This is a genomic window from Streptomyces sp. P1-3 (assembly GCF_050613155.1).
GTDB lineage: Bacteria > Actinomycetota > Actinomycetes > Streptomycetales > Streptomycetaceae > Streptomyces.
The window spans coordinates 6,772,600-6,788,834 of the sequence record NZ_CP192512.1; the positions used below are offsets into that span (position 1 = coordinate 6,772,600).

General features: G+C 66.5%; 12 protein-coding genes and 1 pseudogene. 8 read left to right on the forward strand and 5 right to left on the reverse strand.

The genetic code is table 11. The features are described from left to right. Positions 1-450: 450 nt before the first annotated feature. The 4 genes from ACQUSR_RS29005 to ACQUSR_RS29020 are packed head-to-tail and all read right to left on the reverse strand — an operon-like array spanning position 451 to position 4,031. Positions 451-1,878, reverse strand: a complete 1,428-nt coding sequence (locus ACQUSR_RS29005; protein ID WP_431045554.1) for an amidase — start codon at positions 1,876-1,878, stop codon at positions 451-453. Continuing rightward, complete coding sequence (locus ACQUSR_RS29010) at positions 1,869-3,086, reverse strand: MAB_1171c family putative transporter (RefSeq protein WP_431045555.1); 1,218 nt, start codon at positions 3,084-3,086, stop codon at positions 1,869-1,871. The genes ACQUSR_RS29005 and ACQUSR_RS29010 overlap by 10 nt, the downstream gene beginning before the upstream one ends. 7 nt (positions 3,087-3,093) lie before the next feature. Further along, positions 3,094-3,585 (reverse strand): hypothetical protein, encoded by a 492-nt coding sequence (locus ACQUSR_RS29015; RefSeq protein WP_431045556.1) that lies wholly within the window; start codon positions 3,583-3,585, stop codon positions 3,094-3,096. Positions 3,586-3,599: 14 nt separating this feature from the next. After that, the gene (locus ACQUSR_RS29020) at positions 3,600-4,031 is read right to left on the reverse strand and encodes a helix-turn-helix domain-containing protein (RefSeq protein WP_431045557.1); all 432 of its coding nucleotides are present in this window, start codon (positions 4,029-4,031) and stop codon (positions 3,600-3,602) included. A 480-nt stretch (positions 4,032-4,511) separates the two neighbouring features. Here ACQUSR_RS29020 and ACQUSR_RS29025 point away from each other — a divergent pair, with 480 nt between their 5' ends. From ACQUSR_RS29025 to ACQUSR_RS29045, 5 genes are all read left to right on the forward strand, one after another. Beyond that, positions 4,512-5,456: a ParB/RepB/Spo0J family partition protein gene (locus ACQUSR_RS29025; protein ID WP_431045558.1), complete on the forward strand. Its 945-nt coding sequence runs from the start codon at positions 4,512-4,514 to the stop codon at positions 5,454-5,456. Between the two features lie 366 nt (positions 5,457-5,822). Further along, complete coding sequence (locus tag ACQUSR_RS29030) at positions 5,823-8,357, forward strand: ABC transporter permease (protein WP_431045559.1); 2,535 nt, start codon at positions 5,823-5,825, stop codon at positions 8,355-8,357. 141 nt (positions 8,358-8,498) lie between these two features. Next, entirely contained in the window at positions 8,499-8,663 is a 165-nt protein-coding gene (locus tag ACQUSR_RS29035) for a hypothetical protein (protein ID WP_431045560.1), read from the forward strand. A gap of 193 nt (positions 8,664-8,856) precedes the next feature. Next, positions 8,857-12,069 (forward strand): type 2 lanthipeptide synthetase LanM family protein, encoded by a 3,213-nt coding sequence (locus tag ACQUSR_RS29040; protein ID WP_431045561.1) that lies wholly within the window; start codon positions 8,857-8,859, stop codon positions 12,067-12,069. A 225-nt stretch (positions 12,070-12,294) separates the two neighbouring features. Then, complete coding sequence (locus ACQUSR_RS29045) at positions 12,295-13,113, forward strand: AfsR/SARP family transcriptional regulator (RefSeq protein ID WP_431047911.1); 819 nt, start codon at positions 12,295-12,297, stop codon at positions 13,111-13,113. A gap of 116 nt (positions 13,114-13,229) precedes the next feature. Here ACQUSR_RS29045 and ACQUSR_RS29050 read toward each other — a convergent pair whose 3' ends face one another. Then, positions 13,230-14,006, reverse strand: a complete 777-nt coding sequence (locus tag ACQUSR_RS29050) for an isoprenyl transferase (protein WP_431047913.1) — start codon at positions 14,004-14,006, stop codon at positions 13,230-13,232. Between the two features lie 212 nt (positions 14,007-14,218). Here ACQUSR_RS29050 and ACQUSR_RS29055 point away from each other — a divergent pair, with 212 nt between their 5' ends. The 3 genes and pseudogenes from ACQUSR_RS29055 to ACQUSR_RS29065 all read left to right on the forward strand — a co-directional run bounded on the left by ACQUSR_RS29055 (position 14,219) and on the right by ACQUSR_RS29065 (position 16,184). Next, positions 14,219-14,509, forward strand: coding sequence for a phosphopantetheine-binding protein (locus ACQUSR_RS29055; protein ID WP_431045562.1), 291 nt, complete (start codon positions 14,219-14,221; stop codon positions 14,507-14,509). A gap of 21 nt (positions 14,510-14,530) precedes the next feature. Further along, on the forward strand, positions 14,531-15,382 hold the full coding sequence (locus ACQUSR_RS29060) for a beta-ketoacyl-ACP synthase 3 (RefSeq protein ID WP_431047915.1): 852 nt from the start codon (positions 14,531-14,533) through the stop codon (positions 15,380-15,382). Beyond that, positions 15,379-16,184: pseudogene (locus ACQUSR_RS29065) on the forward strand (enoyl-CoA hydratase/isomerase family protein). The gene ACQUSR_RS29060 and the pseudogene ACQUSR_RS29065 overlap by 4 nt, the downstream one beginning before the upstream one ends. The last annotated feature ends 51 nt before the right edge of the window (positions 16,185-16,235 follow it).

The following is a 16,235-nucleotide window of genomic DNA, read 5'->3' on the forward strand; positions in this document are numbered from 1 at the left end:
CTCACGGTTGTGCCCCGGCTCCTCTTTCCCCTCCCGAGAAGCCGTGGCACAACTCGTCGCCGGTTTGCGCGCGGCCTGGACCAGAGCGCTCAAGTAGGGCAGCTGACTTCAGGTTTGGGAAAGCGCTGTGCCTGTCAGAGGCAGCTGCCACCATGGCTCCATGGCTGCCAAGAGATCCGGCTACTTGCAACCACCATCCGGAGCAGAGCCATCGTGACGCAGGTTGGGGATGGATCCCGCAGCCGGTGAAAGGACTGTGGGAGGGCATAGGTCCAAAGCGTCCGGTGCAGGCCACGGAGGGGAACATGGCTCTCGTCGCCCATCGCCGGTGCGGCAGCTGCCTGTCGTAGCCAGGATCGAGCCGTGATCCACATGCGGGGCTCTTCCGGCCGCCGCGTGTGATGCCCACGCTGCGAATCGACGACTCTTTCATGCCCTCATGCTCATTCCTCAGTGTCGCAGAGCCCTCGTCAGCAGGTCGGCCAGATGTATCACGGTGCGGTCGGCCAGGTGCGGCCCGATGAGCTGGAGGCCGAGGGGGAGGCCGTCGGCGGTGCGGCCCGCGGGGATGGTGGCCGCCGGCAGGTGTACGGGGCCCGCGAGGTTGAGCCAGGTGGTCTGCTCCCAGTACCCGCGGCGCTCACCGTCCACGGTGATGTACCGCTCGGATATGGGTACGCCGGTCTCGTCGGGCACGGCGGCAGTCGGTGCCGCGGGCGTGATGAGGATGTCGATGTCGCCGAAGTAAGTCGCCCACTGCGTCCGCAGGCGCTGACGCTCCTCGTTGGCCAGCAGCCAGTCCCGGTGCCGCATGGTGCGAGCTCGCAGGTAGGACGCGTAGGGAGACCGGTCGTCGGGGGACAGGTCCGCGGCGGCCGTGGCATCAGTGGCGAATGCCTCAGGTGAAGCGCTGGCGGACGAGCCGGCGTACATCAGGGCTTGGAAGAGGCGGTCCGAGTCGGCCATGCTGACGGGCCGCGCAGTGTCATCGACGTGGGCGCCGTTGTCGTGCAGGGTCTTGGAGACGTGCTGGAGGAGAGCGAGGGTCTCGGCATCCACCCGGCAGTACGGGTCATCGGCCCACACGCCGACGCGGTACTCGTGCAACCGTCCGCGGCGAGGGGCGGGCAACTCCAGCCGCCATGCGGCACTGTCGTCGGACGATGGGCCGGCCAGGACCCCCAGGGCGAGCTCGAGGTCCGCCGCGCTGCGGGCCAGAGGGCCGAGAGCGAGCATGTCCGAGGTCGAGAGCCAACCAGGCGGGCGGGGGATGTGGCCCCGGGAGGGCACGATGCCGCAGCTGGTGCGCAGGCTGTAGACGCCGCAGTAGTGGCCCGGCAGCCGCAGCGATCCGGCGAGGTCGCTGCCGATACCCAAGGGGCTCAGGTGGGCGGCGACGGCCGCTGCCGCGCCGCCGGAGGAACCGCCGGACGTGCGCTGCGGGTCGTGCGGGTTGGGCGTGGTGCCGAAGAGCGGGTTGCTGGTCTGGACGTCCTGGCACATCGCCGGGGTATTGGTCTTGCCAAGGATGACCGCGCCGGCGGCGCGCAGCCGCGCCACGGCGTCGGCATCCCGGCTGGGTATGTGTTCGGCCAGCTCCACAGCTCCGCATGTGGTGCGCAGACCTTCGGTCTCCAGTGAGTCCTTGACGGTGACCGGCAGCCCGAGCAGCGCCCTGTCGGCCCGGCCGTCGGCCCGCTGCTCGTCCGCCGCGGCGGCCGCGGTGAGCGCGCCGTCGTGGTCGAGGGTGACCACCGCGTTGTACTCCGGATGACGGGCGATGCGGTCCAGGTGCGCGATGGTCAGCTCGCAGCTGGAGACCTCGCCTCGTCCAAGGGCGTGCAGTTGCTCACTGGCGGAGCGGTGCGTCAGGTCCATGAAGTGGCGGCTTCCTGTTCGGCGGGTGAGGTGGTGAAGTGGGCGGCGATGCGGAGCAGCGCGCGGACGTCGTCATCGGGGGTGCGCACGTCCTCTCGGGTGCCGGCGTCGGCGTACTCGGCCGGGGTCCGTGGGGACTCGTTGCGGCTGTAGGCGGCGAGCGCCGAACGCAGCTGGTCGGCGGTGACGGCGGAGGCCAGCTCGGCGCCGGTGAGACCGGCGGCGCCGTGGCGTTGCTCTGCCGCGCTGCGTACGGACTCCTCCAGGTGGTGTTGCAGAGCCCATTGACCATCTCGGATTTCCACGGCTCGACGGTACAGATGCCAGGGCGTGTCCCAGATGCGCATACGGGCCGGGGACGCGGCGCGGGTGGGCTGGAGCGCGATGGTGGGAACGGCGTGGTGGACCGCCTCCCACAGCGGCGTCAGGCTCCGGTAGTCGCGGCGCGCACGCACCCACGCCCGCACATGCGGGACGATCCGCACGGCCAGGGTCGGGATGAGAAACCCGGTCAGCGTGAGCGTGTTGCCACCGTCGGCGCAGATCCACGCGAGGTTCTCGGCGGCGGGCGGCGGGCGGTTCAGGTCGAACAGCGCGGCACCTACACCTGTGAGACGGACAGCGCTGTAGCCGAAGGTCAGCGTCGCGCCGACCCCGGCGATGCGCAGCCCACGAGCGATCCACGCCTGGTCCGTACGGCGGGCGGCGCTCCAGCAGCCTATGGCGAGGATGGCCTCGCCGATGGTGTAGGCGACGATGTAGAGGGCCAGGTACGCCTGGTAGACACCCAGATGGATGTGCTGGGCGGTGAAACCTTGCGGGCTTGTCTGTCCGTCAGACGGGATCTGGAAGAACAGTACGCACAGGGCCAAGACGACTACGGCCCCTGTCAGCAGGCACAGATGGGCCCGCTTCCGGGCTCTCTCCGGCGGCATCGCCCAGTAGGCGAGCACCACCGGTTGAAGGGATACCTGTACCACCACGGAGCCGAACGCCCCGAGGATGCCGATGGAGGGGCGGCCGGTGGCGTCGTCCAGCAGTCTCCAGCTCGGTGCCATGGACACCAGGAAGGAGAGGCCGCAGAAGCCGTAGACACCGACGAGGGCGGCCAGTGCGCGGTCCTGGCGCAGGTACCGCGCAGGGCAGAGCAGCAGGAGGAAGCCAACGACGGCCAGCGCCAGACATAAGGGATGGAGGAGCTGCTGCACGGGCCTCTTACTCCCTGTTGCGTAGCAACGTCTCGGCCACGCGGTCGTGGCCTCCGATGTGCACACCGGGGCGGTGCACATGACGCTGGAGATAGGAGCCGATCAGCTCGGCCTCCCGTTCGTCCTGGTATTCGTAGGTGCTGCGGCCGAGTATCAACTTCACCACCGCCGGGTCGAGAGTGGTGAGCAGCTGGTCGGGTATCGGCGCCGCTTGCGGGAGAGGCAGGCTTCCGCGGTGATCGCAAAGGATGTGTGCCACCTCGTGCGCGATGATGTGATCCTGGTGGGCCCGGCTGGTCATCTCGTGGACGAATATGTAGTCCACGCCCTCGGTGGTCCGTATCCACATACCGCACATGCCCTGCTCGCTGCCCACTGGAGCGGGCGTGAGGCGGATCGGGTAGCCCGACCGTTCCTCGATGGTGGGTAGCAGCTCTCGGATACTGCCCACCGGCGGCAGGCCGAGGCCGCGGACGAAGCGGCGGCTCTCGCGCCGCATGGTGTCCCTGCGCCTCACGAGGTCTCGTCCGCGCCTTCGCCGGTCGGGCCGGGGCGCAGCCCTTCCCGCTCGCGGATGTGCTCGATGGTGGCGAGGATCTGCTCCATGCTCTGCGGCGACAGCCCGGCGACGCGCGCGGCCACGCGCCGCACCCCGCTCTCCCGGAGATGTCGGACGAACTCCAGCTCGGACCCGACCTTGACCGCGGTGTCGTCGTCGAAGAAGTAGGCCACAGGCACACCGAAGAACTCGGCCAGCGCCTCCAGATGCCGCCGGGTGGGGTTGTCTCGCCGTCCCGTGCGCAACTGCCACAGGTAGACGTGGGAGACGGTCGGGCGGCCGCGCTCGCGCAGCAGCTCGGCGACCTCATGGTTCGTGTACGGACCGCGGCCTGGCGGGTGCACCAACTCGAAGAGCCGGTTCAGGCGTTCACCGAACGTGTCCATCGGCGGAAGGACCTCCCGAGGTCCGCCAACGCGGCCAGGAATAAGGTGAGTTGACGCTGGGCTACAGCGTATGTCAGATTCGTCGTCAGTGAGATTAACTGAGGTTAATCACGGGCGCCAGCCGGCCCCAGTGCACTGCGGGGCACGCCCCCGGCCGGGCGGGTGAGCGGCCGGCTGGAATGATCGTCGCTGGGGGGATCGTTTCGTGGAGACCGCGCCGGTGTCGCATAGGGACCTTCCGTGCCCGGCGGAGCCCGTCTCCCGTTGCGTGTGGCGACAGGCTCCGCATCTACGGCGCCGCCCATCGCGAGGTCATGCCCTCGGCTCACTCCCAAGAGAGAAGGGCTGGCCTTGGCAGAGCAGAGTCACCGTCGCGAGCACACCTCGATGAGCAAGAGGGGGCCGTGTGTCACACAGGTTCCCGGGCACCCGCCGCATCAGCAAAGTACCGTGCTGCGCAAGCCAGTTGACATTGAGAGAGTGCAGCTCCACGCCTTGCGGTCGGCCGTGTCGCCGCGTTTGGCCGGCGAGGATGACCAGCATGTGCGGGCCTTGGCCCGGTTGGACATCCCCTTACCTCCCATCGTTGTGCATCGCGCGACCCTGCGCGTCATCGATGGAATGCACCGCCTTCGCGCGGCCGAGTTGCGGGGCGACACGGACATCGAGGTCCGCTTTGTCGACGGTAGTGAAGCCGACGCCTTCGTGCTCTCCGTCAAACTCAACAAGGCCCATGGACTCCCGCTCTCACATGCTGACCGCAGCCTGGCAGCGGCTCGCATCATCGCCTCGCATCCGCATTGGTCGGACCGGAAGATCGCAAAGGTGACCGATCTGGCGGCAAGCAGCGTCGGCGCCATCCGCAAGCGTTCGACTGAACAGATCGACCAGTCGAACGGCCGTCTCGGCATGGACGGGCGCGTCCGACCGCTGGATATCGCAGAGAGACGTCGACTGGCGAGCAGGTTGTTCTCCGAGCAGCCGCAGATATCGCTGCGTGCGGTCGCGAAGACCGCTGGGATCTCCCTCAGCACCGCGCACGACGTTCGGGTGCGGCTGCGCGCGGGAAACGATCCGCTGCCGACACGGCAGCGGGAGAGGCTCGCCAGGTCTCCGGCAGGCCGACTCGCCGCCTGCGAGCAGCCGACCGCTGCCACCGGGGGTGCTGCTGAGCCGGCCTCCGCCGACCTCCTGGAGCGGCTTCGCAAAGACCCGTCCCTGCGCTTCAACGAGATGTGCAGATACCTGCTCCAGTGGCTCGGCGCCACCACCATCGCAGATGAGGGGCCGGAGAGGTTCGTCCGCTGCGTGCCTCCGCACCGAGCCCAGGCTGTGGCCCGCGCCGCTCGCGCCTGCGCGGAGTCATGGGTCCAGCTTGCCGAGGCGCTTGAGGGGCATGCCAAGTCGTCTCGTAGACACGGGTGAGCGGCACAAGTCCGTCACGATGACCGCACCGCGCTCGACCACCACGGTTCGAGCTTTCGATGTGCCGCGGGGCCAGGTCCTACTTGAGGACTACATGGCTGCGCCGGGTAATACCGCGGGGCGACGGAAGGCGGGCGCAGAGTCTGATTGCGCCACGCCGGACCCTCAGGAGGATGGGTGCCTGCTGATTGCACTCATTCGACGGGAGTTGCTCTGTGACCCGTACACCCCGCCCTCATGAGTTATCCAATTCTCCGGGGGACTCGGCGGCGCTGGACCGTGTGAAGCGATCCGAGTCCGGGGGCAGAACGAGCTGACCTGCAATCGCCAGCAGATCACGCCGAAGCTCTCACCCCAGGATTCGCCATGTTCCGTACCGCCTTACGCAATGTGCTCATGCACAAGGCCCGTCTGTTGATGACCGTGCTCGCCGTGATGCTCGGCGTGGCCTTCGTCTCCGGCACCCTGATCTTCACCTCGACCATTTCCGACGCGTACCGCAACGGTTCCGAGAAGGGCTTCTCGGATGTCGACGTCGCCGTCCAGCCGCACAAGAAGTCCGGTGAGGGCAAACCCGGAGCCCCTCCCGACCTCACCCAGCAACTCCTCGACAGGGCCGCTCAGGTGCCGCACGCCGCCTCGGTCACCGGCACGGTCACGGGGGAGGCGGCCGTGGCCGACAAGGACGGCGACCTCATCGGGCAGGGCTTTTCGACGGTAGGCGCCAACTACTTCGCGGGCGTGAACGGCAAGGACGCCCGCTATCCGATGAAGCGGGGCCGCCCGCCAAAGGCACCGAACGAGGTGGCCCTCGACGCCAAGACCGCCGAACGCGCGCATTACAAGGTCGGCAACACCGCCCGCATGTCCGTCGACGGGCCGGTCATGGACCAGGTGATCGTCGGCATCTTCACCACCGACGACGGCAACGTCGCGGCGGGTGGCACACTCGTCCTCTTCGACACCGCCACCGCGCAGAAGCTGTTCACCAGGCCTGGGGAGTTCAGCGAGATCTACGTCAAGGCCCAGTCGGATACCGATCAGAACACACTGAAGGCCGAGATCGAGGGTATCCTGCCTGACCATACCCGAGCCGTCACCGGTGAGAAACTCGCCGACGACCAGGCCGCGGCCGTGAAGCGGGACATGGAGAGCATGCGGATGGCGCTGCTCTTCTTCGCCGTCATCGCGCTGTTCGTCGGAATCTTCACCATCGCCAACACCTTCACCGTGTTGGTCTCCCAGCGCACCAGGGAACTCGCCCTGCTCCGAGCGGTGGGCGCGAGCCGCCGTCAGGTCATCCGATCCATACTCGTCGAAGCGTTCGTCGTCGGCACCGCCGCGGCAGCCGCCGGATTCGCGGTGGGTGTGGGTATCGGCGCCCTCCTGGGGCCGCTCATGCGTTCCACCGGCGTGCTCATCCCGGACGGTCCGCTGGTCATCCCCCCTGTCGCGGTCTTCACCTCCCTGCTGGTCGGCGTCGGCGTCACCATGCTCGCGGCCTGGTTGCCCAGCCGCCGTGCCGCCAAAGTCCCACCCGTCGCAGCCATGGGCAGCGTGCACGCCCCGGCCGGTGCCCGCTCTCTGGTACTGCGCAACAGCGTCGGTGCGCTCCTGGGCGCGGGTGGTCTGGCACTCATCCTCGTCGCACGAGCCGGAAACGAGCCGGCCAGCGGGCCACTGGCACTGGGATCGGTTCTTCTGCTGGTGGGAGTGATCGTGCTGACGCCCGTGCTCGCCCGCGTCCTGATCGCCGCTGCCGCCCCCGCACTGCGCCTCTTCGGGATGCCCGGCAGGCTCGCACGCCAGAACGCCGTCCGTAACCCCCGCCGCACCGCCGCCACCGCCTCGGCGCTGATGATCGGCCTCACCCTGATCACGGGCATGACGGTGGTCGCCGTCGGACTCCAAAGGGGCTTGGACAAGATGGCCACCGACGGTCTGCGCGCCGACTACGTCATCTCCATGGTGACCAAGACACCGCTCTCGCCGCAGGTGGAGAAGTCCCTGGACCGCTTGCCGGAGGTGACCCGGTCCAGCCCAGTGCGCAACTCCGCGGCACGGATCGAGGGAAAATCCAAGAGCCTGACGGGTGTCGATCGCCGGACGATGGACACGCTGACCAGACTCGACTTCTCTGCGGGCTCTTTCAGCCGACTCGGCGGCAACCACGCTGTCGTCGATCACAAGACCGCCGACACCTTCGGCTGGCGCGTCGGTTCCGTCTTCAACGTCACCTATGAGGACGGCCGGAGGGCCAGACTGACTGTCACCGGGCTGTTCGAGGGAAACAACCTGCTGAACGGGATCATGGTCGATACCGCCACGCTTGCTCCACACCAACGGCACCGGACCGGTGACGTGCTTCTGCTGGTGAAGACCCAGGACGGCGCGTCCAGCACCGTCAAAGACTCCCTGACCAGGGCGCTCGGCGACAATCCGGCGCTGCGTGTGCAGGACAAGGAAGAGGTCTCGAAGTCCATCTCCAAGATGGCCAATCTGCTCCTCACCATGCTGTACGCGCTACTGGGAGTAGCGGTGCTCGTCGCGGTTCTCGGGGTCATCAACACGCTCGCCCTGTCCGTGTTCGAACGAACGAGAGAAATTGGCATTCTGGGGGCGGTCGGTATGGACCGAGGGTCCATCAAGCGCATGATTCGTCTGGAGTCTGTGGTCATTTCTGTGTTCGGCGGCGGGCTCGGCATCCTGATCGGCCTCTTCCTGAGCTGGTCGGTCAGCAGACTGATCACCGAGAGGATGGCGACATACGAACTCGTCCTGCCGTGGGGCCGTTTGGGTGTCTTCTTGGTGCTTGCCATTGTGGTGGGGGTGATCGCCGCTCTCTGGCCGGCGCGCGGGGCGGCGAAAATCAATCCGCTCGACGCCGTCAAGGCGGAATAGCCGGTGCCCGGCTGACCAGGGGTGCTACTGCGCTGCTACAGATTCACTACAACTGTTGTGCAGGGTGGAGAACAAGCGGTCGCCCGTATCGCCGGTTTGTGTATGCGGGCGGTCGGTGTTTCAACAACAACGGAGGATGTTATGAGCACCGAAGCGAAGATGTGGAAGGACGCCCAGGCCGCCACCAACCCGGCGGGTTCCGGGTTCGGCGAGCTCTCCCTCGCGGAGCTCCGGGAGGACCAGTCCGCGCACAACGTGCTGAGCAGCGGCTGGGTCTGCACCCTCACGACCGAGTGCGGCTGCTGAACCAACCGCTGAGCATCGGCTCTTCACAAAGCAGTTGTCTTCAGTAGTTCCGAATGGTCGGCAGGAGTTCCGAACCGGATTACAGCCGGTTCGGAACCCTGACGGACGGGTGGCGGGCGGAGGCCCCGTCTCGGCCCGCCACCCGTTTTGACTCAATGAACCGTCACGCTGAGAAGACGAGGCATACGGAGAAATGACCGGCACTCGCGGAATCGCGCTCACGCATGCCAAGAAAGCGGCCTACAGTCACGAGCGAGCTATCCAGGCGGGCGCTGTTCCAGAGGGAACGGCTGCGAAGCTGAAGGAATGGCGCGATTCGGCATTCCTCTCCCGGGAGACGTTCCGACACCGCTTGGACCACTCCGATATCACAGAGGAAACATTCAGTGCGCTGATCGACGCGGAGGCGGCCTTCTCAGTCGCACCGGAATCCGTTTCCTGGGGCGATGAACTCGCAGAGGTCCTGCACGGTCCTGGGGTCGATTTCTCCGGGATTCGGACCAGACTCTACGGATACGGCTTCCCCAGGCTTCCCTTCGAGGCGCTGATAGGCAGTTTCCTCGCCTATTACGAACGGCGCCTGCTGGTCCGTCTGCCGAACTCTCAGCCTGCCCTGCGGGGCGTCGCAGGCAGGCTGCGCGAGCAACTTCTCGGATCGCTGGCGAATCGATTGCTCAAGATCTGCGCCCGCACGCTGATCCTGGAACTGAACGTCGCCCGCGTCGACGGGAAACTGCAGGGTGACACTCCTGAGGACCGGTACGACTTCTATGCCCGGCAGCTCTTGTCGGATGAGGACTACCTGGCTGGACTGTTCGCCGAGTACCCGGTCCTCGGCCGCTCGATGGTTGAGTGTGCGCAGCAATGGACCGTCCATATAAGCGAAGTACTCATGCGTCTGATGGCGGACGAGACGACGCTGCGTGCTCACGGCCTCATCGGTCCCGGAGCCCGGTCACTCGTCGACATCGATCTCGATCTGGGCGACAACCATCACCAGGGCCGCTCCGTCGCCCTGCTGATCTTCGACGACGGCGGACGTCTGATCTACAAGCCGCGTTCGGTGGCAGCGGAGGTGCTGTACGGCACCATCGTCGGGACAGTCAACGGCTACGAGCCGCGCCACCACAACATCGCCGTCTCAGCGGTCGAACGAGACGGCTACGGCTGGTGCGAGTTCATCGCGCACCAGCCCTGCTCCTCTCCCCAGGACGTCGGGTCGTTCTACTGGAGAATCGGCAGCTCGCTGGCGATTCTCCTGTATCTGGGGGCCATCGACTTCCACATGGAGAACGTCATCGCATCAGGTTCGTACCCGGTCCCCATCGATATGGAGACCATCTTCCAGCACCCGACGGTCCAGGGGGGCGGCGACACCGCCCATCAGCGCGCGATGCGTCAACTGTTCGAGGGTGTCCTGGCCACAGGGATGCTTCCCGCCCGCGTATTCGGTGATCGCAGAGCCAGGGGAGTGGACCTCAGCGCGATCAACGGCGGGATCTCCCAGGAGACCTCACGACCGATTCCCACTGTTGTCGACAGCTATGCGGACACCATGCGGATCGAAGCGCGGAGCACCGCCCTGGGGAAGGCCAAGAACAGGCCGTTCTGTCACGGCGTCGAGGTCCGGCCCGAAGAGTACACCGAAGAGATCGTCTCGGGATTCGGTGAAGCCTACGGCATCGTCAGGCAGAATGAACAAGTCTTTCGCGAGATACTTGACTCAGCGGCTGCCGTCGAGATCCGTCATCTTCCCCGGCAGACTCGCCGATATTCCTTGTTCCTGACGGAAAGCTACCATCCCGACTATCTGAGGGACGCACTCGAGCGGGAGCGGTTGCTGGACAAGCTGTGGGCCACTGCCGAAACACGCCCTGACCTGATGCCGGTCATTGAGCTCGAAAAGCGCCAGATCGTGCACGGTGATATTCCCTGCTTCCGCACCCATGCCAGCAGCAAGGACCTTTGTGCGCCGGGCTATGGAACGGTGCGCGACTACTTCACCGAGCCCAGCATCATCGCGATGCGGAAGCGGCTCGCCAGCTTCACGCCAGAATACCGGCGTGCCCAGGAGCGCATCATCCGGGAGACCATGAGCACGTTGCTGGTCGGGGGAAGCCGGCCGCGTTGGCATCCCGAGGAGGACGCCCCGCCATACGCGGTGCACCGCGCCGCCTCTGCCGCCAGACAGCTCGCGACGAAACTCGCGGACCAGGCCATTCTCGGGGCCGATGACTGCAGCTGGCTCGGCGTGAGTCTGGACGGAGGGCAGGAGGACTCCCTCACCTACAAGCCCGTCGGTACCTCGTTGTACGACGGCCTCGCCGGCCTGGCTGTGATGTTCGCGCACGCCGCCGAACTGTTCGCCGACGACCGGTACCTCGATCTCGCGCAGCGCTGCACCGTCCCGATTCTGGCCCATCTCAAGGATGCGCAGAAGAACAGGCTGAACGAGCCCGCAGGAGCCTTCGACGGCATCGCCGGCCTGCTGTACGCGTTGGATCAGGTGGCCTCGGCCACCGGCGACCCCACCTACCGCGGCCATGTGGAAGAAGCCTCTGGCCTGCTGCTGCGGGTGGTCAAAGAAGAGGCCTCACCGGACCTCATCAGTGGACTCGCCGGAAGCGCGATCGTCGCACTGGGCCTCCGACAGCGGTACGCGAGCACCGAGTTCCGCGAGGCAGCGGAGGTGTGCGCGCAACGACTCCAGGAGATGAGCGTGGACGTGAATGGTGCCGCGGGCTGGAAGCCGGCGCCGAACTCCGCGCCCATGGGGGGCCTTTCCCACGGGTCGGCCGGTATCGCCTGGGCCGTGTTCGAGCTCGCGACCGCGCTCGACGTGCCCGACCTGCGAGTGCTGGGCTGGAGGGCGGTGGAGTTCGACCGGAGGCTGTTCCTGCCGGAGGAGCGGCGCTGGCGGGATCTGCGCCAGGAGCAAGGCGTCATCTCCCGAGCCCCCGAACCCGCGGGCTGGTGGTGCAACGGCGGTGCGGGCATTGGTCTGTCCCGGCTGCTGATCTCACGTCACCAGGACGACAGCGGACTGTACGCCGAGGCGGAGACCGCACTGCAGGCTGTTTACGAGGGGGGATTCGGGCAGAACCACAGCCTGTGTCACGGAGACTTCGGGAACCTTGAACTGTTCACACTCGCCGGCGAGGTGATGCCGGAAGCTGGCCGGGCGGCCCACTGGCGCCGAACGAGAGACGACATCGCGCAGGGCACCCTGGCGCGAATGGAGAAGACAGGGGCCATCTGCGGAATTCCGGCGGGGCTGGTTGATGTCCCGGGCGTGATGATCGGAACGGCTGGCATCTGTCTGGGCCTCATGCGACTGGCGGCACCGGGGCGGATCCCCAGCGTGCTGTCCCTGCAATTCGCAGAAAGCCCCGCAGTCGTGCGCTGACCGAACTCGCAAGTTCCTCCTTCTCGCCGGAGCGGCGCTGGTGACACTTCGTGCACCAGCGCCGCTCCGGCGTGTGGCAATGGTGCCAATCCGGCCGCGGTGGCCATCGCCGGAACAAGTTCTGCCGCCTCAAATGAACATGCGAACAAAAACCCCGGCGATCGGCCCAATTTGACATATGATGTTCATGGGATGAAAACAGCCGCATGGGGGGAAATGCGGAATATGGGACTCCGCTCCCCGCCTTTGCTGACATGGAGGCGTCTGTTGGAAGTACGACTCTTGGGAACGGTGGAGGTCTTGGACGACGGTGGCGCCACGGTGTCGATCGGTGCCCCCTTGCTGCGGACCACTCTGGCTGCCCTTGCGTTGAGAGCCAGATATATCGTTCCTTCAAGCGAGTTGACCGACCAGATATGGGGAAGCCGCCCGCCAGTGACCGCAGGAGCCACCATGCGTAATTACATCAAGCGATTACGTCAGCTGCTTCCCAGCAATCGCATCCACACGGAATCGGGTGGGTACCGCCTGGTTGCCGACCGCAGCGAGATCGATGTGGAGCGGTTTCGGGACATGCTGCAGCGCTCAAGGGAGCTGGGTCGTGAGAACCTGGTCGAAGCCGCGAAGACACTTGATGAAGCCCTGACCCTGTGGCGCGGCACTCCGCTGACTGATCTGTGCGACTGTCCGCTGCGATCCTTCGGGCAGACACGGCTGGAAGAGCTTTATCTCACTGCGGTAGAGGAGCGCTTCGCCATCGGACTCGAACTCGGCAAGCACGCCGAAATCGTCGAGGACATCATGGCTACGGGAGCGATCTACTGTATGAGAGAGCGGCTGGTACACCAGTTGATGACGGCCCTTTATCGCTGCGGACGTACCGTTGATGCGCTCAACGTCTACCGGTCCACAAGGGAGCGCATGGTCGAAGAGCTCGGGATCGAACCCGGAGTCAACCTCCGTAAGCTGGAACAGGCGATTCTGAAGGGCGATCCGGCCCTGATGGTATGGAGGGCCGCTGCGGAATGCGGAACGGCAGTGTGACGGGCCCCGGCCGGTGAATCTCCCGGCTGCTGGGGGCGCCCGGACCGGGCGCCCCCTTGCCATCGCGAGCACGTGGCGCGATCTTATCGGGAGAATGCGGCGGTCGAGTCGCGGACTCAGCGTCCGTAGCGACGATCTCGGCTGGCATACGCGCGCAGGGCGCGGAGGAAGTCGAGGCGGCGGAAAGCAGGCCAGAAGCAGTCGACGAAATGAATCTCGGCATACGCCGACTGCCACAGCAGGAATCCGGACAGGCGCTGCTCGCCGGATGTGCGAATGATGAAGTCCGTGCTGTCGCGCCCCGTTGACGAGTAGAGGTGCTTGGAGATGTGGTCCTCGTTGAAGGTCTCGATGAAATCGGTCAGATCCATGCCTGCGGCACGATGCGCCTCGAATGCCGATTTCACTGCGTCCACTATCTCGCGGCGACCCCCATACCCGACCGCGACGTCCACCTTGAGGCCGCCGCGTCCCGACGTCTGCTGGGCGGCACTCTTCAGGGACGCGGCAGTGCTGCCGGGTAACAGGTCCAGCGAGCCGATGATCTCGACCTCCCACTGATGGCCCGGCTGGGAGATATTGCCGACCGTCTCTTCGATGACCTCGATCAGTGGGCCCAGCTGCTCGGCGGGACGATGCAGATTGTCGTCACTGAGCATGAACAGCGTGACGTGTTCGATCCTGGAGTCCGCGCACCAGCCCAGGAACTCGACGGCCTTCGCACCGCCTACCCGGTATCCCTCACGGGGGTCTTCCAACCCGGCGCCACGAGCCCACCGGCGGTTTCCGTCGAGCATGATGCCGACGTGCTGTGGGTGCGGGAGGCCCTTGAGTTTGGCGGCCAGACGGCGTTCGTATACCGCCTCTATGGTCGAGCGAATCACTGACAACACCGGCACCACTCCACACTGCCGCAAAGGCTACTTGTCGGCGCATGCTACCAGGGGATGGATCAACTCCGCTCAGTTGGTGCGGAGTTGAGGTTGCTTGAGCCCTCTTGGAATCCTTCCGCAAAGAGCTACTGTGGGTTACGGTTAATTGGCGTCGCAAATTCGGTGACCTTTCCGGTCATTCCTGTGTGAAGGGACTGCCACGCGTAGCGGACTTGGGTCTGGATTCGCTCAACTTGGTAGAGCTGGTCATCGCCATCCGCAAGGAGTGGAGCATCGAACTCAAGCTCGCCCGGCTGGATCCCTACTCGACCGTCGACGACCTGGCCGCCCTGGTCGAGGAGATGTCAGATGGGGTAGCCGGGCGGAGTCGCGCTGATATGCGGGCATTGATCAGCGGGACGGGCTCAGCCCTTCCCCAACGTGTCGTGGACAACGACCACTTCGTCTCCCTTGCCATCACCGGTGAGCGGATCGTCCGGCGCCTCGGGATCCACCGGCGGTGATGGCTCTCGGAGGGCGAGACGCTGTACGGCCTGGCCCTTGACGCCTCCGCCGACGCGCTGGCAGACGCCGGCAGGGACGGCGAGGATGTCGATCTCGTACTTGCCGCGACACTCACACCCGACCGCGTGTCACCCGCGCTGGCGGCGGAACTGTCGGCGAGGCAGGGCACCCGGAAGGTTGGAGCGGTGGACCTCAACGCCGCGTGTACCGGCTTCATGTACGCCCTTGATTACGCCCACGTGGCGGTGGAGTCGGGCCGGTACCGCTGTGTGGTGGTCTGCGGCGCTGACGCGGTGTTCCGCATCACCGACATGACTGACCGGTCCACCGGGCCCCTCTTCGGCGACGCCGCCGGAGCCGTCGTCGTCACCGCGGACGAGGACTGCGGGCACGGCAGGTGCCGCCCCGTATCGCGACTCGGCTCGGACCGCAACCTTGGGCACATCCTGCACATCCTGCACATCGAGCACGCCGACCGGCTCGTTCGGATGGACGGCCCCGCTGTCTTCGAGGCGGCTCTGGAGGCCATGGCCGAGGGATGCCGGGACGTCTGCCTGCAACGCGGGCTGGCGGTCGAGGACGTCGACCTGTTCGTCACCCACCAGGCCAACGCGCGCATCATCTCGGCCCTGGTGCGGGAACTCGACGTTCCCATGGACCGGGTCGTGGTGACGGTCGACGAGGTCGGCAACACTTCGTCCTCGTCGATACCCGTGGCCCTGACCCGGGCGCAGCGGGACGGCCGCCTTGTGCCTGGCGCCACGGTCGCCCTGACGGCCTTCGGAGCCGGCCTGACCTGGGGCGCGGCCATCGTCGACTGGAAGGGATGCGTTCACGCTGTGGGGGCGGACACCCCAGGCAGCCCCGCATGACGGCCGACGACGGCCCGGTACGGCTGGAGTCCGACGGGCCCGTGTCCGTCATCACGCTGGATACGCCCGAGAACGGGAACGCTCTGACGGCCCCCATGCTCGGAGGTCTCGCCGACGCGCTTTCCGCCGTCGCGTGCGAGAAGCGGACCAGAGCGGTGGTCCTCACCGGGGCGGGGACCTCCTTCTGCCTTGGCGCGGACGTCACCGAACTGGACCATAGCCTGGAGTCGGGTCCGATCGGTGCCGCCGCTCACTGGCGGGACCAACTGGACGGCCTCGCCGCTGTGGTCCAGAGCATGCGGGGGCTGCGGTGCGCGGTGGTCGGGGCGCTGAACGGGCAGGTCGCCGGGGCCGGCCTGGCGCTCGCTCTCGCCTGTGACCACCGGATCGCCGCGGACCGCTCGTCGCTGAACCTGGCCTATGGCCGACTGGGCGCCTCCACCGATGGCGGTGTTAGCTGGTTCCTTCCCCGTATCGCGGCCACGCCCGAGCCTTGGAGATCATCCTGGAACAGGCGGTGATCCGGCCGCGGCGCGCGATGGAGCTGGGGCTGGTGAACGCCGTCGTCCCACGCGACAAACTGCTGTCGGCCGCCCTCCAGCAGGCCGTTCTGCTCGCGGAGTTGGCGCCGCACGTCGTCCGGGCCGGCAAGGAGCTGATCGACGTGAGCGCGGCCAATACACTCTCGGAGCACATGAGGCAGGAGCATGAGATGTTCCTCCGGGGCCTGAGCACCTCCGATGTGCGACGGGGGCTCGCTGCCCGTAGAGAAGGCGACTGGGCGCGCTTCGAGGGGGACTGACGCCCGCACCGCCCTGATCATCCGGCCCCAGGGGCAAGGCGATCAGGGGCG